Source organism: Thalassoglobus polymorphus (assembly GCF_007744255.1).
Classification (GTDB): Bacteria; Planctomycetota; Planctomycetia; order Planctomycetales; family Planctomycetaceae; genus Thalassoglobus; species Thalassoglobus polymorphus.
The window spans coordinates 5,140,165-5,166,919 of record NZ_CP036267.1; the positions used below are offsets into that span (position 1 = coordinate 5,140,165).

General features: G+C 50.1%; 22 protein-coding genes. 11 read left to right on the forward strand and 11 right to left on the reverse strand.

What is annotated here, in order from left to right:
- Positions 1–192 precede the first annotated feature (192 nt).
- Positions 193–1,734 (reverse strand): ribonuclease Y, encoded by a 1,542-nt coding sequence (rny, locus tag Mal48_RS18590; protein ID WP_145203108.1) that lies wholly within the window; start codon positions 1,732–1,734, stop codon positions 193–195.
- 983 nt (positions 1,735–2,717) lie between these two features.
- On the opposite strand from rny, the gene Mal48_RS18595 reads away from it, so the two are divergent.
- Positions 2,718–3,647, forward strand: coding sequence for a site-2 protease family protein (locus tag Mal48_RS18595; protein ID WP_197441823.1), 930 nt, complete (start codon positions 2,718–2,720; stop codon positions 3,645–3,647).
- A 22-nt stretch (positions 3,648–3,669) separates the two neighbouring features.
- Here the strand turns inward: Mal48_RS18595 and Mal48_RS18600 are convergent, their stop codons facing one another.
- Positions 3,670–4,578, reverse strand: a complete 909-nt coding sequence (locus Mal48_RS18600; protein ID WP_231739704.1) for a DUF58 domain-containing protein — start codon at positions 4,576–4,578, stop codon at positions 3,670–3,672.
- Between the two features lie 97 nt (positions 4,579–4,675).
- Positions 4,676–5,737 (reverse strand): AAA family ATPase, encoded by a 1,062-nt coding sequence (locus tag Mal48_RS18605; RefSeq protein ID WP_145203114.1) that lies wholly within the window; start codon positions 5,735–5,737, stop codon positions 4,676–4,678.
- A 308-nt stretch (positions 5,738–6,045) separates the two neighbouring features.
- Here Mal48_RS18605 and Mal48_RS18610 point away from each other — a divergent pair, with 308 nt between their 5' ends.
- Entirely contained in the window at positions 6,046–6,447 is a 402-nt protein-coding gene (locus Mal48_RS18610; protein ID WP_145203117.1) for a hypothetical protein, read from the forward strand.
- Between the two features lie 286 nt (positions 6,448–6,733).
- A complete protein-coding gene (locus tag Mal48_RS18615; protein WP_145203120.1) occupies positions 6,734–8,320 on the forward strand; it encodes an SLC13 family permease in 1,587 nt (528 codons plus the stop codon).
- A 315-nt stretch (positions 8,321–8,635) separates the two neighbouring features.
- Here Mal48_RS18615 and Mal48_RS18620 read toward each other — a convergent pair whose 3' ends face one another.
- Positions 8,636–9,652: a sugar nucleotide-binding protein gene (locus Mal48_RS18620; protein ID WP_145203124.1), complete on the reverse strand. Its 1,017-nt coding sequence runs from the start codon at positions 9,650–9,652 to the stop codon at positions 8,636–8,638.
- Between the two features lie 91 nt (positions 9,653–9,743).
- A complete protein-coding gene (locus Mal48_RS18625; RefSeq protein WP_231739710.1) occupies positions 9,744–10,202 on the reverse strand; it encodes a DUF420 domain-containing protein in 459 nt (152 codons plus the stop codon).
- A gap of 191 nt (positions 10,203–10,393) precedes the next feature.
- Between Mal48_RS18625 and Mal48_RS18630 the strand changes: the two genes are divergently transcribed.
- A complete protein-coding gene (locus tag Mal48_RS18630; protein WP_145203133.1) occupies positions 10,394–10,720 on the forward strand; it encodes a hypothetical protein in 327 nt (108 codons plus the stop codon).
- Positions 10,721–10,844: 124 nt separating this feature from the next.
- On the opposite strand, the gene coaD is transcribed toward Mal48_RS18630, so the two are convergent.
- Positions 10,845–11,348, reverse strand: coding sequence for a pantetheine-phosphate adenylyltransferase (gene coaD, locus Mal48_RS18635; protein ID WP_145203136.1), 504 nt, complete (start codon positions 11,346–11,348; stop codon positions 10,845–10,847).
- 251 nt (positions 11,349–11,599) lie between these two features.
- Entirely contained in the window at positions 11,600–13,279 is a 1,680-nt protein-coding gene (locus Mal48_RS18640) for a hypothetical protein (RefSeq protein ID WP_145203139.1), read from the reverse strand.
- Between the two features lie 553 nt (positions 13,280–13,832).
- Between Mal48_RS18640 and Mal48_RS18645 the strand changes: the two genes are divergently transcribed.
- Positions 13,833–14,429 carry a hypothetical protein gene (locus tag Mal48_RS18645; protein WP_145203141.1) on the forward strand — a complete coding sequence of 199 codons (597 nt, stop codon included), beginning with the start codon at positions 13,833–13,835 and terminating at the stop codon, positions 14,427–14,429.
- Here the strand turns inward: Mal48_RS18645 and Mal48_RS23380 are convergent.
- Positions 14,417–14,554 (reverse strand): hypothetical protein, encoded by a 138-nt coding sequence (locus Mal48_RS23380; RefSeq protein WP_197441824.1) that lies wholly within the window; start codon positions 14,552–14,554, stop codon positions 14,417–14,419. The genes Mal48_RS18645 and Mal48_RS23380 overlap by 13 nt on opposite strands.
- Before the next feature lie 35 nt (positions 14,555–14,589).
- On the opposite strand from Mal48_RS23380, the gene aroB reads away from it, so the two are divergent.
- On the forward strand, positions 14,590–15,726 hold the full coding sequence (gene aroB, locus Mal48_RS18650; RefSeq protein ID WP_145203144.1) for a 3-dehydroquinate synthase: 1,137 nt from the start codon (positions 14,590–14,592) through the stop codon (positions 15,724–15,726).
- A gap of 94 nt (positions 15,727–15,820) precedes the next feature.
- Here aroB and Mal48_RS18655 read toward each other — a convergent pair whose 3' ends face one another.
- The gene (locus tag Mal48_RS18655; RefSeq protein WP_145203147.1) at positions 15,821–16,717 is read right to left on the reverse strand and encodes an alpha/beta hydrolase; all 897 of its coding nucleotides are present in this window, start codon (positions 16,715–16,717) and stop codon (positions 15,821–15,823) included.
- Positions 16,718–17,169: 452 nt separating this feature from the next.
- Here Mal48_RS18655 and Mal48_RS18660 point away from each other — a divergent pair, with 452 nt between their 5' ends.
- Positions 17,170–18,288 carry a glycosyltransferase family 4 protein gene (locus Mal48_RS18660; RefSeq protein ID WP_145203150.1) on the forward strand — a complete coding sequence of 373 codons (1,119 nt, stop codon included), beginning with the start codon at positions 17,170–17,172 and terminating at the stop codon, positions 18,286–18,288.
- 191 nt (positions 18,289–18,479) lie between these two features.
- Positions 18,480–20,192: a glycosyltransferase family 39 protein gene (locus Mal48_RS18665; protein WP_145203153.1), complete on the forward strand. Its 1,713-nt coding sequence runs from the start codon at positions 18,480–18,482 to the stop codon at positions 20,190–20,192.
- A 110-nt stretch (positions 20,193–20,302) separates the two neighbouring features.
- On the opposite strand, the gene Mal48_RS18670 is transcribed toward Mal48_RS18665, so the two are convergent.
- Entirely contained in the window at positions 20,303–21,817 is a 1,515-nt protein-coding gene (locus Mal48_RS18670) for a sulfatase family protein (protein ID WP_145203156.1), read from the reverse strand.
- Positions 21,818–22,299: 482 nt separating this feature from the next.
- Between Mal48_RS18670 and Mal48_RS18675 the strand changes: the two genes are divergently transcribed.
- From Mal48_RS18675 to Mal48_RS18685, 3 genes are all read left to right on the forward strand, one after another.
- The gene (locus Mal48_RS18675; RefSeq protein ID WP_145203159.1) at positions 22,300–22,536 is read left to right on the forward strand and encodes a DUF3311 domain-containing protein; all 237 of its coding nucleotides are present in this window, start codon (positions 22,300–22,302) and stop codon (positions 22,534–22,536) included.
- Positions 22,533–24,527 (forward strand): sodium:solute symporter family protein, encoded by a 1,995-nt coding sequence (locus Mal48_RS18680; RefSeq protein WP_145203163.1) that lies wholly within the window; start codon positions 22,533–22,535, stop codon positions 24,525–24,527. The genes Mal48_RS18675 and Mal48_RS18680 overlap by 4 nt, the downstream gene beginning before the upstream one ends.
- Before the next feature lie 169 nt (positions 24,528–24,696).
- Complete coding sequence (locus Mal48_RS18685; RefSeq protein ID WP_197441825.1) at positions 24,697–25,413, forward strand: alpha/beta hydrolase-fold protein; 717 nt, start codon at positions 24,697–24,699, stop codon at positions 25,411–25,413.
- 118 nt (positions 25,414–25,531) lie between these two features.
- Here the strand turns inward: Mal48_RS18685 and Mal48_RS18690 are convergent, their stop codons facing one another.
- Positions 25,532–26,743, reverse strand: a complete 1,212-nt coding sequence (locus Mal48_RS18690) for an FG-GAP repeat domain-containing protein (protein ID WP_145203169.1) — start codon at positions 26,741–26,743, stop codon at positions 25,532–25,534.
- Between the last annotated feature and the right edge of the window lie 12 nt (positions 26,744–26,755).

Here is a 26,755-nt window from a genome sequence, read left to right on the forward strand (position 1 = left end):
AGATTAGCTATCGAGCAATTTTTGAAATGGTCTTCAGTTTCGATTTAGCCCCCGGTGAGTCACCAGGAGAGGGAAACCACACCCAAAGTGGATGATTCAAGCAAACAAGGCGATCGACGCGATGTGCGTCGATCGCCTTGTTGATTGATAGATAACAAACGTCGCGCGACCGTTTCGTACGATCGTTTCGTGTTAGCGTGCGACTCCGATTGTGCGAATCTCTCGCATCACGACAACTTTCACTTCGCCTGGATAAGTCATCGTTTCTTCGACTGCCTGAGCGATGTCGCGAGCCATCTTCGCAGCTTCACGGTCTTTGACCCTTTTCGGATCGACAATCACACGGACTTCACGGCCCGCCTGAATTGCGTACACTTCGTTGACGCCGGGGAAACCGCAGGCAATTGCTTCGAGTTCTTCCAGTCGTTTGATGTACTTCTCCAAAGTTTCACGACGAGAGCCTGGACGTGAAGCAGAGCAGGCATCGGCGGCTGCCGTCAGCACAGTATAAATGTACTCTGGTCGGATATCATCATGATGACCAGCCGCAGCGTGGACAACTTCTTCCCCTTCACCGTAACGCTTGAGGAAGTCAGCACCGATGGCGGGGTGTCCCCCTTCCATTTCATGGTCTGCTGCTTTTCCGATATCGTGACAGAACCCACAACGTCGGGCAATGTCTGCATCGAGTCCAAGTTGCTCAGCCATCATTGCAGTTAAGTGAGCCACTTCGATGGAGTGTTGCAACACGTTCTGGCTGTAACTGACACGGAAGTTCAAGCGTCCCATCAGATAGATGAGTTTTTCATGCAAGTTTGGAACGCCTGCTTCATCGGCAGCACGATGCCCCAGATCCATGATCCGCTCATCCATCTCCGTTTTCGTTTCGGTTACAACTTCTTCAATCCGGGCTGGGTGAATCCGACCATCCTGAATCAGCTTGTTGAGCGAAATTTTGGCGATCTCTCGACGAACGGTGTCGAAAGCTGAAACGACAACCACACCGGGCGTATCATCGACAATCACATCGACGCCGGTCTCTTTCTCGAAGGCTCGAATGTTACGACCTTCGCGGCCAATGATCCGGCCTTTCATTTCATCACTAGGGATGTCGATCGTCGAGACAGTTGTTTCTGAAGTGTGATCAGAAGCGAACCGTTGAATTGCCATACCGATAATTTCACGAGCCAGCTTTTCGGAATCCTGCTTCAACTGTTGCTGATGCTTGAGAATTAAACTTCCGGTTTCGCTTTTCAACTGCTTATCGAGACGCATGAGCAAACGCTCAGTCGCATCTTCTTTGGACAATCCACTGATCGTATAAAGCTTCTCCTGCTCCTCTTCGATAATCTTATCGAGGTCAGATTCTTTCTTCTCAATTAGCTTGCTGCGGTCAGCAATTCGGTTTTGAGTTTGCTCAACCATTCGCTCCCGCTTCTTCAGATTCTCCTCATGATCAGCCAGCGAGTTCTCTTTTTTATCGAGGACACGTTCTTGCTGACGGAGTTTGTCTCGGTGGAGATCGAGTTCTTTATCGAGCTCTTCGCGGCGTTTGAGAAACTCTTCTTTCGCTTCGAGTTCTTGAGTGCGACGCATGTTCTCAGCTTCGCGCTCTGCGTCTTTAAGAAGTTCATCGCGATTGCGATAGGCGCTTCCCATGCGCATGCGGTCAAGAAAAAAGCCGATTGCAACTCCGACCACAAGTGCAATCCCAGCAGCGACATAAGGGGGCATAGCTGCATCCTTGTTTGGATACGTCTCCCCAAGACCTGAACCCAGATCGCAGAATCCTTGAAATCAAGCAAATTCGTGAAATCAAGCTGCGCCGTTTGAATCGTTCAGAAGGCCATTGATTTGCAATAAGTTGATTTGCAACGAGTTGTCAGGAGGTACTAAAGCTGGGTGATAACCCAATTTCTACGACGGAACGACGTTCATCAAGACGCTGAAGAATCGATCCGCACAAGGAAAGACGCACGACTGAAACCCCAAAATCGACACCCCATACTGCCCGATTCTCAAAAACACTTTGAGAGAAGCAGGTATGATGGTCGTTCAGAATTTCAGGCAGCTCTTCGGATTCGTCAGTTTGACGATTCCAAGCCTGATTCCAGGCGAGTCTTTTCACCCACAGAATCAGGAGAGCCAGCGAAGCAATCGTGCACCGCATAAAACACCAATAAGACAACATTGAAAGTTTGAAATGAGGAATCAATCCCCGACTCAATAAAACGTTCGCCGGAATGAAATGGATAATGAATATTAAGAATAAAAGGCGAATGCTCGACTGAGCACAACTATCTGAAATGGAATGGCTTCCGTAACGAAATCAGTTTCGTAGGGCCAATTTGTGGCTTGGAAATGACGTCGAATAAAATACGGACATCGTTTGAAGCGACACGTCATCACTTCAATGTGATAAAGATATTACCAGAATGTGAATTTGCTGCAATCTTCACGAGGCGAATTCGACTGACCTGCCGTACACTTTCCAAGTCCTCAAGGGGCATCGAGAGCCTCAGTTAGGACGAATTGTTCTCCTGCTGTCGATGAAAAGTCAAACTTGCGAATTGCCCGGCCCCTCAGAGCGTGATACGATTTCCATCAGGAGTTTTTGAACCAGTTCAGGATCGACACCAAATTCTTGTATGGATATTCGCCAATCACCACTGATTCTCGGTTTCTCGTTAGGTCGATATTTCGGCGTAACGGTCAGGATGAGTGTATGGTTCCTCGTATTGATTCTGATTCTCTGCCTGCGGCTCCCGATCGTGATTGGGCTGTGGGCGTCTGCAATTCTGTTTATCAGCATCCTGATTCACGAATTCGCTCACGTCTTTGGAGCCAGGGCGACCGGTGGCGAAGGAGATGAAATCCTGATGTGGCCCTTGGGCGGTTTAGCGTTTGTTTCGCCGGGTCCAAATTTTCGATCTGAATTCTGGACAACCGCAGCTGGCCCAATTTCCAACGCCCTGATTTGCCTGATCTGCTTGCCAGCTGTCCTCTCTGCTGGAGTTTTTTGGGATTCTCTGCATCCAATTGTTCTGCCGCATCTCGACTTCTCACTTTCAAACTTCACAACGGCGATCAACAGTGTCTTTGTTTTGATGTTCTCACTGAACTTCAAACTGCTCGTTTTAAACCTGTTGCCGATCCACCCACTTGATGGGGGACAAATCGCATTTTCGATTTCCAAGTTGTATTGGGACCGCGGAACGGCTCGCATTGGAACCCTTTATGCGAGCATGGCAATTTGCCTGATCCTGGCAATCTCAGGAACGTTTATGGAATCGACAGAAATCGTGTTCATCGGATTTCTGTTAATGACATTCGGTCTTCAGGCTCACATGAATGCCGTGTTCGCACAGCAATTTGGCGAGCTGGGTTTTGAGTATGGAATGTCGAGCGAAGACGAATACGGACTGTTCGAAGAAGAGCGCGAACCGCAACTCAGCATGGTGGAACGCTGGCGTCAGCGACGAGAAGAAAAACGCCGCATCAAAGAAGCACAGACCCGAGCTGAGACTTCACAGAAGGTGGACGCCCTGCTGGAGAAGATCAACACCGCAGGAATGGACTCCCTCTCCGAAGCGGAGAAAAAATTCCTGCAACAAGCCAGCACTCGCTACAAAACACAGAAAGACTGACGGCGCCTCGCCTCTTCTTTTGTCATCGCGAGGTTCCACGGAGTCCGACGCGGTGGTTCATGTAGTGCCGGAGCACAGCATCGAGAGGCTCGCTGGTGCGGATCGTTTGATAATCGATCATATTTCGTGAACAGCGCCGACGGATTTCATCGAGAAACGAATCCATCGCTGCCCGATATCCATCTCGAAGCGACTTCGGATCGCACGTCAACTCACCGGCATCTTCGAGGCCTTCAAAACGTGTCGTTCCGGAATATTCGAAGTCGAGTTCCTGATCATCAAGGATGTGAAAGAGCAGAACTTCGTGCCCACGTTTTTTGAGCATTCGCAGCCCCTTGAAGAGATCTTCAACAGGCACAAACAGGTCGGAGATCACGACGACCATTCCGCGTTCGTTTTTCTCATCAGCAACAGTACGGAGCAGCTTGTACATGCTGGTTTTCTTAGCAGCATGTTCTTCCGCCAGAACAGACAAAATAGTTCCGAGGTGATTGTGCCGACTTCGTGAGGGGGCCCGAAGCCGGATCTCTTCATCGAAGACGGAAAGGCTGACCGCATCCTGCTGACGCAGCAACAGATATGTCAGACAGGCTGCGATGGAGCACGAGTAATCATATTTTGTGAGTTCGCCCGATCCAAACTGCATCGACTCGCTGGCATCGACCAGGAGAGTCGTGCGGAGGTTCGTCTCCTCCTCGAACTGCTTAATGTAATACTTGTCCGTCTTCGACCAGACTTTCCAGTCGACGTGCCGAATATCGTCGCCGGGTGCGTATTCACGGTGCTGAACAAATTCAATCGACTGACCGAAGTACGGGCTGCGATGTTGACCGGAAAGAAATCCTTCCACGATTTTCCGCGCCTGAACCTCAAGACGAGAGATTCGGGAGATGGCATCTGATGGCAGGATTTGATCGGGAGACTTTGGCACGTTGAAGTCGGGATTAAGATTAGGAAATAACCTGTTCGCTTTCACTCAACGCTCACTTCACAGCGAGCGAGATCGAACACTGTGAGCGAGATCGGAATTAACTCGCGGTTGCCGGTGGAGCAAACATTTTCTTCAAACGAGGATCGGAAGTCAGTTCGCCGTCTTTGTCGGGAGTTTCCTTCACGAGTCGTTCAATAACGTCGTCGGTCGTGATCCCTTCACTCTCTGCTGAGAAGTTCGTCACGATGCGGTGACGCAGAATCGGCCCGGCGAGAGCCGCGATATCTTCAGTGGAAACGTTCGTACGACCGTTGAGCAACGCCCGCGCTTTGGAACCGAGCAGAAGATATTGAACCGCTCTTGGTCCGGCTCCCCAGCTGATCCATTCGTTCACAAAATCGGGAACCCCTTCCTGACCAATACGTGTTTGCCGCACCAGAGCCAACGCATAGTCGACTTGATGATCGCTAACGGGAACGTCTCGAACAATCGACTGCAGTTCCAGAATCTCTTCGCCAGTCAGAACGGGTGTGATCTCGGATTTCACATTCCCGGTTGTCGCTTTGGCGATCAGTTTTTCCTCGTCGAAGCTCGGATAGTCAACGAATACCTTGAACATGAATCGGTCTTGTTGTGCTTCCGGAAGCTGGTACGTCCCTTCCTGCTCAATCGGGTTCTGCGTTGCCAAGACGAAGAAAGGAGCGTTCAGCTTATGCCGGGTCTGCCCGACAGTCACTTGATGCTCCTGCATCGCTTCCAGAAGCGCAGCCTGCGTTTTTGGTGGCGTTCGGTTGATCTCATCTGCCAAGACGACGTTGTGGAAAATCGGCCCCTGGATAAATCGGAATTCCCGTTCGCCGGTTTCCTGATTAACCGAGAGCACATCAGTCCCGGTGATGTCAGCAGGCATCAGATCGGGCGTGAACTGGATTCTTGAAAAGCTCATCGACAAACATTGTGCCAGCGAGTTAATCATCAATGTCTTCGCCAGCCCAGGAACTCCTTCCAGCAGACAATGACCGCGGCTGAACAAAGCAATCAGCAATTGGTCAATAACGTCTTCCTGCCCCACGATGATTTTAGACATCTGCTCGCGAATATCGCTGTAGGCTTTACTGAGTTTTGTAATTGCGCCGCTGTTCTCAGCCGTCATTTTCATTCCTTGGTTGTACAGTCCTGGCTTTGGGACTCAAATCCTTAGCGTCATATCCTATCCAGCTCACCCATCTGAAGGAAAGGTTAGCAGGGTACTTCGTGTGACCGACTCACTAAAACGGCCGCTTATCGGGTTCAGGAACGGCTTGATTTCTTGAGGCAAGAGACTTGAAACAGAGCCTCAAATTCGCGAACCTTTGGATCTTCAGAAAGAAGAAACAACCCAAATCCTGATCCACGGAGCATTTCCCAGAAAGATGGGAAGAGTGGAAAACAGATTTGCGCTCCTTAAGACATCTGCTGGAAATACTGATGGACGTTCTCCAATCAATCTGGAATGTTGTCATTGCCCTCGGTCAATTAGTGGTCGATTTGGTGCAATTTGTCTCTCCATGGGTCCCTCTTCTCGCCTGGATCGCCTTCTGGTTGTGTGCGGTCAACTGGCGACAACTGTATCCCATCCTGGAAAAAGGGGGGATCATCGGTGTGATCCTCACGGCATTGATGGCGGTTCTCATCTGGAGCGTGATCTCTGTCCCAGAGGGGGGATACCACTACCTGTACGGTCTCAAAGTGAGCAATGCCCCTGGTAAAGCCATCTATGTCACCAGCTTGGTTGTGATCGCATTTCTCTGCGGAACAGTTCAGTTGTCAGGTGCTTGCGACCGATTTTGTTGCTTCAAAGATCCTGAACCGCAAGAGGACTCACACTAGAGCGTTTCGACGCATGTCCTGCTCGGGGCGTGTTGTGCCAGGGATGATGATTTTCAAGACTTCCCCGGCTGCTCGCCACAAGACAGAACGTGAAAACCAAAAGCGGATTCCTGTCCCATCGTAGCCCGGGACCATTGTCCCGGAGAGTCAACAGGCACCCACAACCAGCGCATTTCGCAAGCAGGTACAGAGAACGGGCGACAGAATGTTCTTTTCTGATTGCTCGACTGAAACGACGCCGAACATGTCACGAAAACGATATCCCTTCAACTAATCTGACTCGTCTATGCCGAATCCGAATGCTTCTCAATCGGCAAAGTCGTCATCGCGAAGGTGGCTTTCGGTCGCAACTGCTGCGGTTCTTTTCTCCATCATCTGGTTGATGCCAACTCCAACCGGAATGCCAATCGAAGCTCAACGACTGGCCGCCATCACCATTTTCATGGCAGTTTTCTGGCTGGCTCAACCAGTCTCAATCGCCGTCACGAGCTTAATTCCGATTGCAGCTTACCCGCTCTTTGGGATTCTCTCCGCCAAAGATGTCAGCCTGCCGTACGCAAACCACAACGTCTTTTTGTATCTGGGCGGATTCGCGATTGCCCTCGCCATCGAACAATGCGGACTTCACAAACGAATCGCGCTGCACATTATCAGCAGAGTCGGAAGCAGCCCTCGCCGGATCGTGTTCGGATTCATGCTCGCATCTGCTTCACTCTCGATGTGGATCAGCAACACTGCGACAACCATGATGATGCTCCCGATCGCCTTGGCGCTCTTATCAACCTTGCGCGAAGCAGTGCTGCTCTCGAACCACGATGGTTCTTCAGATGCCATTGACGAGTTGACGATTCCAGTCCTCTTGGGAATTGCCTATGCCTCTAGTATTGGGGGGCTTTCAACCTTCGTTGGCACACCGACAAACGTCAGTTTCCTCGGCTTCTGGGACAAAACGTTTGTCCCCTTAGGCTTTGAAAGCCTCTCAATGGTCGAATGGATGGCTTCTTTCCTTCCCCTCAGCATCCTCATGCTTATAGCAACGGGTGCTGTCATGACGACCGGAATTAAGCCACTCCCTAATGCGGAGCGATTGAGCAAAGTTTTCTTCCGAGATCAATTACGAAACCTTGGCCCAGCCTCCGGAACGGAAAAACGTGTCTTTGTAATTTTCACCTGCACAGCATTGCTGTGGATGTTACGAAAACCCTTGAAGCTTGAATCAGTGCAAATCCTTCCCGACTGGCCCAGCTTTGTCATTTGGGTGGGAGCACAATTTCACGCAGATCTCAATTTTCTACGGACGATGATTCAGGATTCAACAGTGGCGATTGCGATGGCATCGTTGCTGTTCCTGATCCCCGGAGAACCTGACGAGAGTGGAAATCGCTCACCTGTCCTCACTTGGGAGATCGCAGAAAAGTCGCTTCCATGGGGAATGATTCTGCTCATCGGTAGCGGATTCGCTATGGCGGCAGGTTTTCAGTCGACCGGTCTTTCCGACTGGCTAGGAAAGGCATTCTCTGAGTTTTTCACAGGTCAGCCGACAATTGTCCTGATCTTTGGAGTTTGCGTGATGGTCACATTCCTCACCGAATTTACAACCAATGTCGCCACAGTCAACACACTTCTACCAACACTCGCAGCCATGGCAGCTCAGTTGGAAATCGACCCTCGTCTGCTTTTGATCCCTGCAACAGTTTCGGCCAGCTGTGCATTCATGCTGCCAATTGCAACACCTCCTAACGCCATCATCTTTGGCTCGAACCTTGTGCCAATCAAATCCATGATTCGCTACGGAATCACCCTCAACATTATTGGCTCAATTTTGGTCACCGCGATCACACTGCTTGTCGCCCGAACAGTGATGGATTTTTAGAGAGCATTTTCAATACTCGTCGTACCAGTGAAGATTGCTTTCATGATCTCATGAGACTGCTCGCCATGGGGCAGACCGTCATTTCTCCATTCGCGTAATAAAACACGAAGGCGATCGACTTCTTTCCCACTCAACCAAAAAACTCCACATCGCCTGGAACGAATCGTTCCTGACGAGTGGAGTTTTTGAATCTATTTGAGAGCGTTGTCAATCACCGCCCTCTCTTCCGAGAGTGCTTTTCATGAGGGAAATCGCCCACATTCACGAAGCAGAACGCCGCCATTAGTTTCAAGAAAGCTCTTAAAAGAGGCCGAGTTATGCAACTCGTGAGATCGCCTTGTAGTTGCGATTTCCAACCAGCTTATCGCGGTAACCATTTACCGACTGTTCGTGGAGACGTTGAAGACCTTCTGAAAGAAGAGGCATCGCAACGCACAGGGCTTTACGAATTTCTTTCGTTTGCAGCGAGCATTCCCCCGACGCGAAGTCTTGAGGAACTTCGGTGAGTGTCGTCTCTTTTTTGATTGCCAGCCAGGGAAGTTCAAACAGGTCCGAGAGTCGTTGAGTGAAGTTCAGCGGGCTGACACGTTCTGCTCCTGCGACATGGTATGTCCCAGACAGATTCTCCAGACAGGCACGCTCAATTATGGCTGTCAGATCCGTGATCAAAATTGGAGTCGCGTGACGGATCGAATCCTGTTCAACGACTCGTCGCATCTCGACTTCTGCAAGAAGATTTTCGATCCAACCGTTCCGAGAAGGATCGGCAGACCACCCATAGGCATTTGTTCTCATGATCAGTGCGTGCGGTGAGGCAAGTCGAACAGCTTCTTCCGCTGCTCGAATCGTCACAGCTTCAACGCTTTGGCAATGCCCCAGACTTTGCTCGTCGTGGAACATCCATGGCCCTGTAAAGAGGCTGTCCGAAGAAATCATCAGGAATCGAACGTTGGCCTTCGTACTGGCGTTGGCCCATTCTCCGGCGTTCTCAACGATGGTCTCGTTGATCAGACCTTTTGTCGTCGGATCCCATGATGAGCGGGACTCGGGTCCACAATAAATCACCCAGTCCGGAGCAGCATTTTCGATGGCAGCACACGGGGAATCAGTGGGATCGAGAGCATCGCAATTGACGACATCGAATTTTTCTTCGGGATGCCAAGTCGTTACGTGGTATTTCTCAGCCAGAGAAAGTGCCAAATTTGCTCCTGCGACCGTATCCACTCCGACGATGAGAAATTTATCCACGCTGTGCCTCCATGCGTTGCGCGTTGCCTTGTATCTGCCTGAACCGCCCATTCCCTGAGCGAGATCCGAGTATAGGCGGATCATGTTTCTTCATCCAAGATCAATCGGCAAGATTTACCATTCGACAATTTGTCCTTGTAGAACTTGCAAATCAGCCGGGCAAATTCGGGCCGCTTCAAGCAACGAATGCAGCGTAATAGAACCACAATCCAGTCACCGAGGTCATCACGATATCAATGACGGAAAGCCACCCGAGAGTCGAGTGAAGCTTGCTGTGCACACCTGGCTGCGGAGGATTGGGGAATTTCCGCAGGGCATAAACCAAAGTGATGACCCAAAGAAAAGGGGTCGTGATTGCAAAGATCAGATGAAACCTCAGAATCCGCTGGACAGAGAGATAGGCTGCGCCAGTCAACCGTGGTTCGTCTGGATTCTTATTGACAATGTTTTCCCAGCCACCATGGACAAGTTGTGTATCGATCTCAAAAGCAGCGACAGCGACAAGAAGCACAACTCCCAAAACGATCTGAAGATTCCGGTGGAGCGTGAAATTCTTCTGAACTTTGACAACATATAAGCTGTACAGCAGGATCGGCACGATAAGCACGAGAGCACTTACCACAAAGTCCAACATGAAGGACGCATCAAAACCCAGGAATCCATTTTTCATAGTGCGAGAATTATAGATGTTCCCGGACAAGAAGCCCCCTCAGATCAATTGTTTTGCAGAATGTGGGAATGGCTTTCTTTTCCGATTGTAACGGTCGCACCTCTTGGCAGGCTGATCGTCGAGACTTCTGACGAGTTCATCCGATACTCGTCAGCATGGATATCGCAGAACTGGAACAACTTGTCGATCAGCCTCTCTGGATGAAAGTCCTGGAGACTTACAACGAATTGATCATCCAAGCAGGGCAAGAACGCCTGGAAGATGAGCAAGGAACTCGCTGGGTCGGTCGAATCACTTCTCTCGATGAAACTGATGCCGACGAACTCTCCTGGATCCATGGTCAACTCATCGCTTATGGGTGGTTGACGTTTCAGCTGGAAGGGCGCGAAGAAGGGCTCTTATACCGCATTACTTCTGCTGGAAAGAAGGCTTCCGAACAGGCAAAAAAACTGGCGGAACAGCAAGAAAAGGTAGCTGCCTGAATTGCAAGTGCCCTTTCATTTTCCGAACAATGCGTTGTGACCGGAGAAATGAGACGAGAGCTATTTTGAAAAAAATTACGTGAACAGTCTCGCAAACACGAGAAACACGAAAGTGCTCAATCAGTTATCCGCTGTTGCGGACTTTATCGAGGAGCGGAGCCATCACAGGTTCCGGTACGAACTTCCTGAGTTGCTCAGCACTTTTGCCTTGTCCCATAAACGCAATTTGTTTGATCAACGTACTTGAAATATGCGAGTACGACTCTGCTGCCATGAGAAAGACAGTCTCTAAATCGGGTGCAATCGTGTGATTCGCCAAAGCCATGGTGAATTCCGTATCAATATCTGAGACGGTCCGCACCCCTCTGACCATAACGTTTGCTCCGACCGATCGTGCAAAATCGACGGTCAACCCGGTGAAGCATTTGACGGTCACGTTGCTCGTTTCGCGGAAGATTTCCTGCATCAACTCTTGACGTTCCTCAGGTGCGAAAAGCGGTTGCTTATCGGGATTGATCCCGATACCGATCACCATTTCGTCGAAGAGTGCTGCTCCTCGGATCGCAATATCTTCGTGCCCCAGTGTGACTGGATCAAATGTTCCGGCGTAAACAGCAATTCGTTTCATGCTTGGATTCAAACGTTGAAATACTCAGTGAACTCGATCGGCACAGCTTTCTCAATCACCGACCAAGAAGCGAAACCAGAAAATCTCTGGCGGAAAGCAGTTTACGCGAGGATGATCCAGCATTGCCAGTCGAAAGGGAATCTCCCGGGCCACCGAGACGGCGACGCCCCCACTACTGTTCGTCGAACCATAAAAAAAGCAGCACACAATAAAGTGTGCTGCTTCGACATGTCACTGAGAATCAACGGCTGTTACAGACGGTTTTGCATTCCGATGAACAGAATCGCGAGTTTAGAGATTCCCTGAATCTGTTCCATCGGGATATCTGTTCGGCAACGAATTGCGTCTTCTTCAATGGCGATTCCCAAGCCAATGAAAGAGGGAGTGAGATTCAGATTATCGACCATCTGTGCATCCACTGGAAGTGGGAACTCATCCATCTCAGATGCTGCTTTCAGCCCGGCTGCGACTCCTCCGGGAAGATCGAGCAAACCAATGAAATTGGCTTCCTTCATCAGGATCTCGCGAGGTTTTTCAATCTGTGTGTTGCTCGAACTACTCAACCCGGCAACAGCACTCTTGGTCGCTTCCGGTCCTCCTCCCATTACAGTCAAGTATCGATCTTCCATGTAGATCACACGGGACTGCATGCCATTTGACCCAAACAGCACTTTCTGCATTCTTGACTGCATTTCAGCTTGTGGCGAGTCTTCATCGAACTCCTGCTTGATCGTCACAACGTCCGCTTTGTAATCACCGTAGGTTTCTGCATCTTCTGCAATTTCACTGGTTTGAGTCATCCCCGGCATCTTCAGCTCTTTCATCGCTCCGATGCTGTTCCGCATGTAGGACTTGAATTTGTCCATTGGCTTCACATCCGCAATCCCCGCGACCTGAAATAGACCGTCTGCTGAGTTTCCAATTGCGATGCTTCCGACCATGACGCCGAATTCAACTTCATCGAGATCAGAAAAAACTTTTTGCAGGTTCTCACGAACGTCAGCGTCCTGAGACATGCCTGCAGTCAAATCCATGCTCCATTTGATCGATTCTTCCAACCCACCGCTCAGCCCGTAATAGGCAACTGCATCTTTCGGAAGTTTCACAAGGTCAGCCATTCCAGCAGTGGGGTGAGCTGTCAAAAGCTTGGCGGTTTTGCTCGCTTTGGTGAATTCTGTGTACTCTTCAATCCGAACTCCCTTTGCTCCCAGAGAGACTGCAATGGTCAAAGACTTCGAATCTCGCACGCTTTGAAAGAGATGCTCCGCCAGAGTCCCGTACAATTCGATGATCGGACCAATGTTGATTCCGGAATCTTGAGGCATGGCAAATCGAATTTGGTTCAGGCCTTCCAACACCTGATCGTAAGCCGTACTCAACTCATCGCGATAACTGTTGACGAGGTGCTTCGAGTTGACGTGAAGCGAAATTTCCCCCATGTCAAAAGCAGCTTTCGTTTTCTCACTCATCTCTTTTGCCAACGAATTGGCAGCCTCGGGAACATCTGGCACAGTCCCTTTATCTGTGTAGAGGACATATTTTCCGTGGACCGATGAATCGAAGCCATCTCCGAGTGCACTGACAAAATCATCCGCTTCAACTGTTGGGATCGCGAAGACAACTGACGGCTCATCCTGACCGTTTGTGAAAATTCCGACATGCCAGTCTCGCGACTGATCCGCCCCTGTGAGCGTGGGGTTTGAGATCGCTTTCCCCAAGTTTTCAAGGATTGCCCCCCGTGCAATTTCCCCAAAGCCTGGCTGTGCGCCATTTACTAAGGCAACGATGTTTTCCGTCGTTTTATCTGGCTCGGCGAGACGAAGGACAACGTCGACATCTTTATGGAAGAGTTCCAGTGGGGAATCCTGAGCGACAGCTGTTACCGCCAGACTCAAACTCAAACTTACAGTAAAGAAGATCCTCTTGAACATAGTCGCTAGCTTCGGGTTTGGGTGCTTCAGTCTGAAGATGAGATTCCAGACTTGAGTGATGAGGTGATTTTGCTGAACTGCTCATTCCTGAACTGCTCATTTTTGATGAGTGCAACAACAGAAACTTTTGTCTGCCCCTCATTCTGATGAGAGATGTCTATCCAACTCAAGTGAGCAGACCAGTTGGCTTCACAAGTGATTCAGGTAATTAACGGAACTCTTTCATAAAAAGAGGGACCAAAAGCGAGTGGAACACTCAGTTGTTGTCTCTTTCTGCCCCGAACTTGTCAACACTTTTCAACAGCCTTGAAGAGAGGAATTCAAAGGCTCGCCAAATCCAAATTGAACCAACAATCTCGATTCCTCTCCTGTTTTGCATCAAAAACTGATGTGATACTTCCCTTGCGATACGAACAATGCGTAGCAAAGGATTAGAGATTTTTGGCGAAATGCAAAATTTGCAAGAGTTTTATTGCTTTTCCATTTTGCCCATTTTAACATTGAAGTAATCCTCTATGTTCACAAAATTACGTTTCAAAAAAGGCACACACCCATGTATCGTTTTTCCTCCCTGGCAGCCAGCTGCCTGGTGTTTGCGCTGTTTCTCTCGGTAGAGACTCAGGAAGTTGATGCCGGCGGATGGTGTTTTTCCTCAAGCGCTCGATACTCTTCTGGGTATTTCCATGATTATTACAATTATGGAGCGCGATATTCACATCGTCCGTACGGAAGTTACTACGGATACCGTGGAGTGACTCCATACACTGGGTACAGCTACAACTATCGCAGCTACTACGGTGGCTGGTCTGATTACCGTCCTTACGCCTACCAACAATCGTTCTACACAAATCCTATTTCAGTTCAGTACGTCGGTTACGCCCCTGCTTATGCCGGAACTGGATGCAGCACTTGTGGAACATCGGGACCAGTCGTCACAGACAGCTGCTCCACTTGTGCCCCAACTGCTTGTGCTCCAACTTGTTGCTCCACAACCGTCGCCTATCAGCCGGGCTGCTTTTCGCACAAAACTCACAAAGCCTGTGGCGTTCGAAGCTGCGGTCTTCTTGGACCACTTTGCCCGTTCAAACGGCATAGCTGTGGCTTCGGAACTTGTGGCTCATACGGATATGGCAGATACTACGGCTGGTAATCTTTGCGATTGGTAATTTTCGCTGAGACTCGATAACCTTCGAGTTCAATAGACAACCTGAGGCTGTGATGTCGTGGAGTACCCTCCAGCATCACAGCCTTTTTTATTTTGAGTCGGTGCTTCATCGGCTTCCTCCAGCAATCTCCACGAACGATTTGTTATGTCGAACCAAGAAACATCTCACGTCCCTGTGAACCTGGGAGATCGAAGCTACGAGATCCTGATTGGACAAGGTTTACTGAAGCAGACAGCCGAGATCATTCATCCCTGGTTGGTTGCGAAAGCTGGAGAGAGAGAGCACCCATCAGCTTTTCTGGTCACCGATCAGAACGTCACCAGCTACGCCGAGGCTGTCTCGCAGAGCCTGGAATCACAAGGATGGAGAACGACCACGTTCACGATGGAGCCGGGAGAGACCTCGAAAAGTATAGAGGTCATTTCCAAAGCTTGGGACTCCCTTGTGGAGTTTCGAGCAGATCGGCGGACCGTTGTGATCGCCATTGGAGGTGGTGTCGTTGGTGATTCAGCAGGGTTCATGGCAGCCACGTTCAATCGAGGATTACCCTTTGTTCAAATCCCCACGACTCTCCTCGCAGATGTAGACAGTTCCGTCGGCGGAAAAGTCGGTATCAATCATCCCCAGGCGAAAAACCTCATCGGCGCTTTTCATCAACCACTCGGTGTCTTGATCGATACCCAGACTTTCAAAACACTTCCTGACCGAGAATACAAAGCTGGCTGGGCAGAGGTCATTAAGTATGGCGTGATCCTTGATGAAGAATTCTTTGCGTTTCTTGAGCAGAACATCGGTCCGATTCAACAGCGGGAAGAGACGGTCCTGCGAGCTGCAATTTCGCGTAGCTGCGAACTCAAAGCTCAAGTCGTCGAACAAGACGAATACGAGCGGACCGGACTCCGAGCTGTTCTGAACTACGGGCACACCTATTGCCATGCGTTCGAAGCTTTAACCGGATACGGCGAACTTCTTCATGGAGAAGCTGTCTCGATCGGAATCGTCTACGCCAGTCGACTCGCAGAGAAGATGGGGCGAATCGAGCAGCAACTTACCGACCAACAAATCGGACTGCTGGATGCGGTCGGACTCCCGCTGAATGTGACGTCGCCGGAAAGAATTTCTGTTGAAGAAATCATCGGCCGCATGAAACTCGACAAGAAAACCGTCGGCGGCAAACTTCGCTTCGTCTTGCCGACACGTCTCGGACACGTCGAACTTGTCGAAGATGTCCCAGAAGAACTCGTGCGAGAAACTCTCATCGAAGGGGGCTTCAAGTCTTGAGGAAATGGCTGCGATAGTCTTTGAGGGTGATTGATGAAGAAACTTCGCCGGACACAAAATGTGTCCGGCGAGATGTGTCGTATTCTTAAATCACTCACTTCTTCAACAAGCCTCGTCCCCTCATCCAAGCCTCGGCTTTCTCGGGCCAAGTGTGGACGTTGGCTCCTTCGACCTTTCGCAGCCCGTACCCATGACCTCCGCTTTCGAAGATGTGAAGCTCTGCGGGAAGCCCGAGTTGCTTCATCGCTTTGTAATATTCGACACTACTCAGCGACGTCACCCCGTCATTATGTGCATGAATAAGAAACGTTGGGGATGTCTGCTTGTCGACTACAACTTCTGCTCGAAGTCCTGATTCATCCGCATTAAGCAATTTCCAGGGGTAGATCAGCATTATAAAATCTGGTCGTGCAGAGGCTTTGTCGATCTCGTCCCGTTTCTCAAATCGACTCTCGACATCCATTTTCGTCGAAGCAATCGCGACTGCGTTTCCACCCGCTGAGAACCCGATTGAGCCGACTCGCTGTGGGTCGAGCCCCCATTCTTTCGCATGTGACCGAATCCATCGAACGGCGCGTTGAGCATCTTGAACTGGCATCAGCCAATCCTGCTTCAACTTACGAGTTGGAGACCGGTAATAAAGCACAAATGCCGTCACCCCCATTGAATTGAACCACTCCGCAACCTCTGCACCTTCCTTGCCTACTACATCATAGCTGTAGCCACCGCCGGGCAGGATCAGGACCGACGTCCCATTCTTCTGACTTGAATCAGGGTCGAAACGTTTGATGAAGGGATATTCAATATCAGTGATTCGAATCGCGGGGGGATCTTCGTTTTCTCGGGCGGGGAGAATCCTCCCGATTTCTGAGGTCGATGCTCCTGCGGCAGCATCTGGCCAGAGAAAGTAGGTTTCCGAGACATCGTCCGCCGAAACAGATTGCCTCCCCACAGAAAACAGCAGTAAGACAAGAGCAAGTGTGCGTGTCATCGAATTTCCTCTGAGGTCAATCAACGTTGAAAAAGTGGATGATAAAACAATCCCCAAAGACTCAAAAGTCGCTTATGGATGTTTTGCAAGGCTTTTGACTTGGTCATCTCCCTCGACGTTGGAATCAACGTTGGAATCAACAATTCCTGCAGTGACCGCTTCGCGGCGAATTCCTTCCGTTGAGCAGGCCGAACGGTGGTGAGCAAACCGAAAGCTGGTCCTCACAATATTCCGCCCACTTCGAGCCCATATTGACCAATTTTACAATTTTCCAGTACGTTCCCGATGAATGAGAATGTCTTCGCTTAGCGAAGCCTGAATCAGCCAGCCTGTTTTGGCGACTGTTTCGAGCCCCTGAACTTGATTTCTCAAAGACTGAGGAAGTCCGTCATGGCACAAGTGACCGGCTAATCCTGAGAGATTCACGACATTTGAAATGGAATGGCAAAGGAATGCCTGCACGAAAACTCACAATCGTTCAAATGATCCCCGAATTAAACGGTGGAGGGGTCGAACGTGGAACGATTGAACTTTCTCAAGAATTAGTCCGCCAAGGACATCGATCGATTGTGATCTCAGCAGGTGGCCGACTCGTAGAGCAATTGCACAGCCACGGGGCGGAGCATATCGAGTGGAACATCCGTGCGAAATCTCCTCTCAGTTTGCGTTGGGTCTGGCCGCTTCGCAATTTCTTAATCAAAAACAAAGTTGATGTCGTTCACGCCAGATCAAGAATCCCTGCCTGGATTGCTTACCTTGCCTGGAAAGGGATGAATCAGCAGAGACGTCCGCACTTTGTGACCACTGCTCATGGATTGTATAGCGTCAATCGATACAGCGAAGTGATGACCAAAGGAGAACGTGTCATCGCGATCTCAGAAACCGTTCGCGATTATTTGCAAACGAACTATTCAAAAATCGAAAGCGATGCCATCACTCTGATCCCGCGCGGCATCGATCCGCTTGATTTCCCGAGAGGTTTTCAGCCATCACAAGAGTGGAAGCAGGCTTGGTTTGAAGAGTTCCCAGAACTTGTTGGTCGCCCGGTCATCTCTTTAATTGGTCGCATGACCCGACTGAAAGGGCATCAGGATCTGATCGAAATCATCGATCGGTTACGGAATCACATCCCAGAGATCAGAGCACTCATCGTGGGAGGCGTCGATCCTCGACGTGCCCAGTACGCAGAAGAGATCCGAAAAGAAGTGGCTCGACGAAATCTGGAACAGCACATCATCTTTGCTGGTCATCGTTCAGAAATCCGAGAAATCTATTCGGTCTCGAATGTTGTCCTGTCCCTCACATCCAACCCTCCAGAAGCCTTCGGAAGAACAACGGTTGAAGCGCTCACGATGGGTGTCCCTGTTGTCGGGTACGATCACGGCGGGACCGGAGAGATTCTCCGAAACGTTTTCCCGGAAGGACTCGTCCCGGCGGGTAATCTCGAATCAGCTGCGCAACAAATTCAAAAGATGATCCAAAGTGAAATCAAAGTCCCCAGCGAACACCCGTATTTGAAATCGAAAATGCTGGCGGACACATTGTCAGTTTACGAAGAGTTGGCTGCCTAGAACACTCCCGTGTTTCCGGTGTCCGCCAAGAGTGTTTTCATATTGTGAAGCGTCCGTTGCCACGAGGCAGAACGCGTACATTTTCATACATACCAGATAACTGATGCTTGAAGAATTCTCTCTGGATTGCAGAGTCCCGAGATAGCTGAGCAGATCGGTTCTAAAAAACCACGAGGACGGAGCCTCCTATTATGAATTGGAATCAGGAACGGCAAGTGGAACGGCTCACGAAAGCAGCTCAGGCAATCCAGCGAAAGTCACAACGTGACCTCGCTGGTGAAGACCCGACAATCAATTTCTTCGGTATCTTTCTTGTCGCACATGTTTTGATCTGGACCATTCTGGCATCGCTGACTCAACCAAACTTGCCGGACGAAACACTCCAGTTGCTGACCGCTGGCCAGTCCCCCGCTTGGGGTTACTTTGATCAGCCACCGTTGGCAGTCTGGGTGATGTCTTTCGTCTCAACGATTTTTGCCCCCGCTGCCTGGCCGGCATACTTCATGGCACAGGTTTGCATCGCCACCTGCATGTGGGCCGCCTGGAAAATCGGCAAGGACTTTCTGCACCCCTGGACAGCCATTTGCGGAGCTATTGTTCTGGAAGGCTGCTTCTTCTTCACAATAGGATCGACAGCCTTCTCAAGTGCCCACTTGGCGGGCTGCTTCTGGGCACTCGGAATTCTCGCGTTGTATCAGGGATTCCATTTAGAACATCGACGTGACTGGGTCATTGTCGGGATCTGTCTGGGGTTGGGGATGCTCAGCCACTACAGCACCGCGTTACTGATTCTCTCAATGGTGACCTTCTCTCTATTGAACCATCAGGCACGACAGTGTTGGGACACTTCCTGGCCATTTCTCGCTGGAGCAATTGCAGGCGTGATTGTACTGCCACACTTCTGGTGGGCCTGGTCGAATGATTTCAGCACGGTTTCGACAGCGATGCACGGTTGGAAATCGATCAGCAGCCGAGGACAGTTCACGATCCAGTTTTTGATCTCTCAAATTTTCGCCGTCGTTCCGATTCTGCTATTGCTAATCCCTGTGATTGCATCGTTTCGATTTGATGAACCAACAGCTTCAGAAGATGAAGAACGGGACTTTGTCCGTCAGTACTTATTGGTCGTCACACTACTTCCAGCCGCACTCATGTTCGCTCTGGCTTTAATCGTCGGCGTTGACTTGGGTTCGACAGGTCTCACGCTTTGGACCTTTATTGGTGTCCTGCTGCTGTTGTGGTCGGATCTTGAAGAGAATCGTATTGCCTGGAGACGCGTGATCTTGCACAGCGGAGCTGTCGGTGGTGGATTCGCGGCGCTGCTGGTCATTTCGAATTTCATGCTTCCATACATCATGAACAGCAGCCAACCGAAAGACATTCACTTCCCCGGAAAACAACTCGCCAAGGAAGTCCGTTCAATCTGGAAGAACCGAGGCTACGAGCAGAAGCTTGCGATTATCGCTGGTCCTGGCCGACTGGCTCAAAACGCAAGTTGGTACCACGGGACGGTTCAGCGACCGCTCGCGTATAACGACCTGGACGATTCGAAATCGGTTGGAGTAGACGACGCTGCACTTCTGAAAAGTGGTGGAATCATACTTTGGACCGATGCCGATTTACCCAATGATGAAAATCAGGTTGCTGACGTCGACTACACCAGCGACGGGTTAACGCTCCGCTTTCAATCAGAGACTCAACCGAACAAGATTGAGTTCATGGAAGAGCCAATCACCCTTCAATGGGGCAAAACCAAGAAGAGCGAACCGATTCAAGTTTACGTCGCCCTGGTTCATCCATTTCAGCAAGCCACTGAGGAAGGTGAACCGGAACTTGTCTTCCCAATTGAAGAGCTGCAACTCGACAATCAAACGGCTGCCATCAACACCAGCCTGATACGCTGATTCTCCACTCAATTCCTGATAGCATTTTTACAGGAGAGATGCGTTCTTCACGGGCAAACGGTAGAGCAAACTGCTCTAGAAAGTCAGCGATGACGCAACGAGCAGAACGACTACTTGCCTTCGCTTGCCCAACGTCTATATTGCTCGGCATTGCGACTGTACGTTTCGCGAACTTTTTTGCTTCGCGTTGAGTTCAACTGGGCTTGAATTTCCTGATCGTAAACTTCAGGTGTTTCGGGGCCAAGGTCGCCAGTTCTGTGGATCCAGTCGTTCAATCGCTCTCGGTGTTTCGCGAGCGCATTCTTATGAGTAGGGTCGTCAGCAAGATTTCTCGTTTGCCATGGATCGCTTCCATAAAGATACAGTTCCTCAGCTGGGCGAGTTGGAGAAAAGAGGAGCTCTTCGGAGAGCGAACTGAGCTTCCCATCGGCATGTAACTCCCGAAGCCGCTGCACTATCAGCTTGCCATCTTTATATGAACTCGGCATCAAGTGAGGTCGCGACGGATAGAAGTTCTTGATGTAAAGGTACTCGCCGGTCCGAACAGAACGAATCCGATCGGCAGCCTCACCACAACGATCACGTGCAGCGAACAGGGCTGTTTTCTGTTTGTAGTCCGCTGAGAGCAGATCGTCTCCCTGCATGACTTTCGGAACCTGAATCCCCGCAGCTGCCAAAGAGAGAGCAGCGATGTCGATATGTTCAACCAAGTCGGTGCGAGTCTTCCCCCTCTCGACTCCTGGCCCAGCGATGATCAACGGGATATGTGTTCCTTCGTCGTAGAGAAACTGTTTGCCTCGTGCATGGCTGATCCCGTGGTCGGTGAAGAAGACAACAAGAGTATTGGCGAGCAGTTTCTCTCGCTTCAATCTTTCGATCACCAGGCCGACATGATGATCAGTCAGTCGGACGCTATCGAGGTAAGTCGACCAGTCTCTCAGGAGAACGGGATCGCGAGGATAGTATGGAGGAAGCTGAACAGACTGCGGCTCGGTAATGCTGCCGAAGACTTTTTCAATTTGTTGATCAAACTTGTCATAGCTTGCCTCGGATGCACCGCGCAGTTTTCCACCATGCAATTGGACCTGCATAAAGAAGGGTTGGTCATTTTTTCGTTTCGCCCAGTCGTTGCTGTCGTAGATCGACTTGTCCCAATCAAAGTTGTAATCCGTCTTCCCCAGTCTATTTTTTGTCGACGGGGTCAGCGGCAACATTCTGTAATCAAGATCCGTCAACCCACTTCCCATGCAGGTGTAATAACCTGCTTCCTGAAAGATGGCTGGAATCGGTCGCACACCATCTGGCAGTTGAATGCGATGCTCTCCCTGACCACTGCGGTGGTGATGCGCCCCAATCGAAGTCTGGTACATCCCAGTTATCAGTGCAGAACGAAATGGAGAACAGACGGGTGAAGTCGCATAGGCACGCGTAAACCGAATTCCTCTTTCTGCCAATTGGTCGACATGCGGTGTCTGTATCGTCTTCTCGCCATAGCAGGAAAAATTCGCGGACATATCATCGACTACAAACCACAGGACATTTGGTCGCTCGGCGGCTGAAAGTGAAGAAACCGAAAGCACGATCGCACAGAGGCAGATCAACGAGAACCGTTTTGTGATCGTCATGTGTTGTGTGACTCCATCTCATGTGCCCTCAAACTGACTTTGCAATTCATCCTGAATAACTTACACCATTCCTCCGACATTTACTCTCCAAGCAGTTTCTTTCTCTTCGTTGCCTCAGCAAAAATCGTGATCGTTTTCATCCTTTATGGCCTGATTTAGATGGACGAACGCCTGACGAGAAGAAAAAAATGTCGACCAGATCGCGGACTCAGTTCCGGTCATAGGGGTTGACTGATACACTGCTGGGCAATCACAGTGCAGAATTTGCACTGTCCAATAAGCACTGTTCGAACTTGGCCTGTCTCAATCAGGCAGCCCCAAGAACTCAGTCCAAGAATAGAGTCCGACAAATCCAACCAGAGCAACCAAGTGTTGTGGAGAACGTTGGACACCCTCGTTCTAAGCCCGGCACGCTCTAAGCGTGAGTATGGGCGATCCAGCCATATTTGTTTGACCTCCCTATAGATCCTCGAGTTTCCACCATGAATAAAGTTGTTTGGGGCCTGGTCGTGCTCCTGATTATCATTCACCAGGACGTTTGGTTCTGGGACGATCCCACGTTGCTGTTCGGATTTTTGCCGATCGGTCTTGCCTATCATGCAGGGATTTCTATTGCTGCAGCATTTACCTGGTTTCTGGCAACGATCTACTGCTGGCCAGAAGAACTTGCTGAAGTTCAACCAGTCGAACAAGCAAACGAAGGAGGGCCGACCACATGATTCCGCTCATTATAGTTTGCTGCTATTTACTCATGCTGCTGGGACTCGGAGCTTTTGCCAGCCGCCTGTTTCGAGGAACAAGCAAGGACTACATGCTTGCCAGTCATAGCATTGGTCCATTCCTGCTGTTGATGTCGATTTTCGGAACGACCATGACAGCCTTCGCACTCGTCGGTTCAAGCGGCGAAGCTTACAAAGAAGGCATCGGAGTTTATGGTCAGCTTGCCTCATCGAGTGGAATCATTCACTCGCTCTGCTTCTTCCTGATCGGAGTTAAGGTTTACACCTTCGGAAAAAAATACGGATACACCACCCAAATTCAGTTCTTCCGAGACCGTTTCGAGAGCGACAAAATTGGGATCCTCCTCTTTCCAATTCTGGTTGGCCTCGTCATTCCGTACCTTCTCATTGGTGTCATGTCCGCTGGAACGGTCGTTTCAAATATTACGGAGGGAGCCTTCACGAACTGGTTCCCACAATACGATTACGGTGTCCCCCCCTGGCTGGCATCCTTCGTCATTTGCATCGTCGTTCTGGTTTACGTTTTCTTTGGTGGAATGCGCGGAACCGCTTGGGCGAATGCTTTCCAGACAGTCGTTTTCATGATCCTGGGAGTGGTCACTTTTTACATCATCTCAAGCGAGTTGGGAGGTCTTTCAGCAGCGAGTAAGGCTGTCGCGGAGAAGCACCCAAGTAAACTGATGAGATCTGTTGCTCCTGTTGAACAGGAGACTTACGAGAAAGATTTCGCAATCTGGAAGAAGCTCGCCAGCTACAACTATGCAGTTGACGAAAAAGGCTTCAGTCTGACTCCGGAACAGAAGCAGGCCGCTCATGAAAAGATGCCCCCCGGTCCTCCCTGGTCGTTAAGATTTCGTCAGCTACGCGCAGAAGCTGCCTATAGTGTTGCACAGAATTTGCTCCCGGAGCTGACAGACAAAGAGCTAAAAGTTGCCGAACTCTCTCAGAACGACCGGGTTGTCCCAGACCCACTTCCAGAAAACTTCATCGCAATGCCGATGTCAGACTTCCCGGAAGCCGCCTGGCAACCGATTGCCAAAAAATATTTTGCGGATTCGATTGGTCACCCGAATGAAGAAGGGAAAATGACCAACAAGCAAGCTCTGGGGCGTTACAGAGCAATGCGTTGGGCTCCTGAAGAGCCAAGAGGACTCGATAAGTGGGCGTTTCTCACCTATCTGTTCATTCCACTTTCGGTCGGAATGTTTCCACACCTGTTTCAGCATTGGCTCACAGCCAAAAGTGCGAACAGTTTCAAGCTGCCCGTCATCGCGCATCCAATTTTCATCGCGATTGTCTGGGTTCCGTGCGTGCTGGTCGGGGTCTGGGCAACCTCAGCAGCCATGCCGGATAACCCTCGGGTTGCACTCGTCCCACCACACTTCAACCCTAACGGTGTGCTCGCCTACATGGTCGGTCAATTAACCGGAGATGTGCTAGCAGGCTTCCTGACTGCTGGAATTCTGGCAGCCATTATGTCCTCGTTAGACAGTCAGTTCTTGTGCATCGGCACGATGTTTACTGAAGACATTGCCGTGCACTACGGTGGGAAAGATCGTTTCAGCGACAAACAGACGATCTTCATGGCAAGGCTATTTATCATCTTGATTGTGGCGATTACGTACTCATTCAGTCTACTTGAAGTCCGACGGGTCTTCACACTCGGGGTTTGGACGTTCAGCGGATTTGCGAGCCTGTTCCCGCTCATTCTGGCCAGTTTGTACTGGAAGAGAATGACAAAATTCGGTGCATATGCCTGTATTCTGGCTTCGATCGGGTCTTGGATTTGGCTGTTCCGCGAATCAAACTTCGGAAAGATTCCCGACTTTACTTACTTCGGAATGCAACCTGTCGCAACGATGATCGCAGCCTCCACGGCAGCTTTAGTGATTGTCTCACTCATTACTCCGCCACCGAGCGAAGCAACACTTGAAAAGTTCTTCCCAACTGACAAGAACGCAGCAGGTTAATTCGCAATCTCTCAAAACGGTCAATCTCTTTATGAGGTTGACCGTTTTTTCATCTGTAACTTTAGGACCAGTCCGAAAACTACTGAAATGGTCGCTTTCCTCAACGTTTGAGAGAGCAATTTCAAGCTTCAGGATCAGTTCTAGAATCTCGGGATATCATTCCATAGTCATGTGGCAGTCGATTGAAATTGGTGGCAAGGAAGCGGAAGCGTTCTTGCCCGAGAACCGAACTTCGGACCATGCTATTATCTATTTGCATGCACATGGTGAAGAACGCCTCTCAGAAAAAGATGAGTTCACGAGCCTGTTCGAGCGATATGGATACCCGGTCATTTGTCCGCGAGGGAAAAAAGGCTGGTGGATGGATGTTGTGTGCGAAGAGTTTGATCCAGTAATCACTCCGATGGAGTACGTTCGCAAAGACGTCGTTGACTGGATCGAGAAGGAACTCCAAATTTCAGCTCCCAATCTGGCACTGCTCGGCATCAGCATGGGGGGACAAGGAGCACTCAACATCTCTTACCGATATGCGTTGACGTTCCCGATCGTCGCTGCGATTTCTTCGGCAGTCGATTTCCACAAAGCTTACGGGCAGGGCTACCCGCTCGATCAAATGTTCCCAAGCGCAGAACTGGCGAGGCAACAGTCAGCTGTGTTGCATATCCATCCACTTAACTGGCCGAAGTTTCACTTCTTCGCCTGTGACCCGATGGACCCGACCTGGTTCGAAGGCAACGAAATCCTCGCCAGCAAGTTATCGTCATCGGGAATCATGTACGAATGTGACCTGAAGACATCTCATGGCGGTCACAACTGGCGTTACTTCACTGCCATGGCAGAAAAATCAATGGAATTTATCGACCACGCCTTCAAAGAAATGTCGTAACAGCTCCCGCTATGAAAAAGATCCGCAACACAAGCGGTGCTGCGGATCTTTGTAGAAGTGAGACGCGGTCCGTTCGGGAGCATGCCCAAATTGGACGCTCCAATTCCTCGCTATTGGATTACTTCAGTTGGTTGAACAGGATTTGTGTTCCATCCTTCCCTGCCACCACGATATCCAGATCACCATCGCCATCGATATCTGCCGTCCGAATTTGCAGGCCAATTCCAACGCTCCCGCTTTCGATGATGTGCTTGGTAAACTTCCCAGCTTCATCAATGGTGTAGTAACAAACGATAGGGTCTTGCGTCCCCCCTGGGTCTCTTCCATTGTGGGCTCGGACACGTTTTCCGGTGATCAGTTCTTCCACACCATCTCCATCGAGATCAGCAAAAAGGATGCAGTGCAACTGTGAAAAATCTTTGTCGACCACTTCTTCTCGGAATTTCAATTTGCCGTCGGCATCTTCTCCATCTGCGTACCAGATGAACAAACCAAAATCGTGAGGGTTCCCCCAAATAATGTCGTTCTTGCCATCCTTGTTCATGTCTCGAACGAGGACGGGATCGCTCCAATGAGCATCCCAATCAGCATGATAGACCCAAGACTCAGTGAGAGGGTCACCTTCGGGACGTTCATGCCAGCCCGTTCCTGTCAAAATGTCTTCACGCCCATCGTTGTTGATATCGCCAAAACCGAATCCGTGTCCTTGACCTTGTGCCTCTCCTCCTTCGTGAATCAAATTCCGCTTGAGCACTGGCACTGTGACAGTTTTCGTGGTGGTCTTGTTGCCTTGCTTCACAGCAACTTCTTCTGTCTTGGAATCAAATGACCAGATGACTAATGGGTTCTTTTTGTTCCATGAATTCGAGATCCATTCAGGGACTCCGTCACCATTGAAGTCGTGCATGAAGCTCGCCTCGTTCTGGCTGAGACCGGTATCTACGAGAAGATGCTCCTTCCACATAAACCCGTTGTTCAATGCGTCTGGACCAGGATTTTCATACCAGTGAACCGTTGTTTGGAAGAACCCGCCAGCGACGATGTCGGGATGCCCATCCTGATTGACGTCGTAAACGAAATCCCCATTCGAGTGGACGTATCCATTCACGTCATCAAACGCTCGCACAGGTCGAGCGACCCAGTCTCCATTCCGGAACCAAAACCGCCCCGCACAGACATCGAGTTTGCCGTCCCCATCGAAATCGGCGACGTCGCAACCTTCGTTGGCATCGACCGCAAGCAATTTGACTTCAAACTTGAGCGGGTGCTCAGCCCTTGCTGCGAAAGGGAAGAAGGAGAGAACAGCGAGAAACAAGAGAAGACGCAACATTGGAGTCCTTCA

Coding starts and splice junctions, on each gene's coding strand:
- rny (WP_145203108.1), bottom strand. CDS start 1,734: ATGCCCCCTTATGTCGCTGCTGGGATTGCACTTGTGGTCGGAGTTGCA.
- Mal48_RS18595 (WP_197441823.1), top strand. CDS start 2,718: ATGAGTGTATGGTTCCTCGTATTGATTCTGATTCTCTGCCTGCGGCTC.
- Mal48_RS18605 (WP_145203114.1), bottom strand. CDS start 5,737: ATGAAAATGACGGCTGAGAACAGCGGCGCAATTACAAAACTCAGTAAA.
- Mal48_RS18610 (WP_145203117.1), top strand. CDS start 6,046: ATGGACGTTCTCCAATCAATCTGGAATGTTGTCATTGCCCTCGGTCAA.
- Mal48_RS18615 (WP_145203120.1), top strand. CDS start 6,734: ATGCCGAATCCGAATGCTTCTCAATCGGCAAAGTCGTCATCGCGAAGG.
- Mal48_RS18620 (WP_145203124.1), bottom strand. CDS start 9,652: ATGATCCGCCTATACTCGGATCTCGCTCAGGGAATGGGCGGTTCAGGC.
- Mal48_RS18625 (WP_231739710.1), bottom strand. CDS start 10,202: ATGTTGGACTTTGTGGTAAGTGCTCTCGTGCTTATCGTGCCGATCCTG.
- Mal48_RS18630 (WP_145203133.1), top strand. CDS start 10,394: ATGGATATCGCAGAACTGGAACAACTTGTCGATCAGCCTCTCTGGATG.
- coaD (WP_145203136.1), bottom strand. CDS start 11,348: ATGAAACGAATTGCTGTTTACGCCGGAACATTTGATCCAGTCACACTG.
- Mal48_RS18640 (WP_145203139.1), bottom strand. CDS start 13,279: ATGTTCAAGAGGATCTTCTTTACTGTAAGTTTGAGTTTGAGTCTGGCG.
- Mal48_RS18645 (WP_145203141.1), top strand. CDS start 13,833: ATGTATCGTTTTTCCTCCCTGGCAGCCAGCTGCCTGGTGTTTGCGCTG.
- Mal48_RS23380 (WP_197441824.1), bottom strand. CDS start 14,554: ATGAAGCACCGACTCAAAATAAAAAAGGCTGTGATGCTGGAGGGTACT.
- aroB (WP_145203144.1), top strand. CDS start 14,590: ATGTCGAACCAAGAAACATCTCACGTCCCTGTGAACCTGGGAGATCGA.
- Mal48_RS18655 (WP_145203147.1), bottom strand. CDS start 16,717: ATGACACGCACACTTGCTCTTGTCTTACTGCTGTTTTCTGTGGGGAGG.
- Mal48_RS18660 (WP_145203150.1), top strand. CDS start 17,170: ATGCCTGCACGAAAACTCACAATCGTTCAAATGATCCCCGAATTAAAC.
- Mal48_RS18665 (WP_145203153.1), top strand. CDS start 18,480: ATGAATTGGAATCAGGAACGGCAAGTGGAACGGCTCACGAAAGCAGCT.
- Mal48_RS18670 (WP_145203156.1), bottom strand. CDS start 21,817: ATGACGATCACAAAACGGTTCTCGTTGATCTGCCTCTGTGCGATCGTG.
- Mal48_RS18675 (WP_145203159.1), top strand. CDS start 22,300: ATGAATAAAGTTGTTTGGGGCCTGGTCGTGCTCCTGATTATCATTCAC.
- Mal48_RS18680 (WP_145203163.1), top strand. CDS start 22,533: ATGATTCCGCTCATTATAGTTTGCTGCTATTTACTCATGCTGCTGGGA.
- Mal48_RS18685 (WP_197441825.1), top strand. CDS start 24,697: ATGTGGCAGTCGATTGAAATTGGTGGCAAGGAAGCGGAAGCGTTCTTG.
- Mal48_RS18690 (WP_145203169.1), bottom strand. CDS start 26,743: ATGTTGCGTCTTCTCTTGTTTCTCGCTGTTCTCTCCTTCTTCCCTTTC.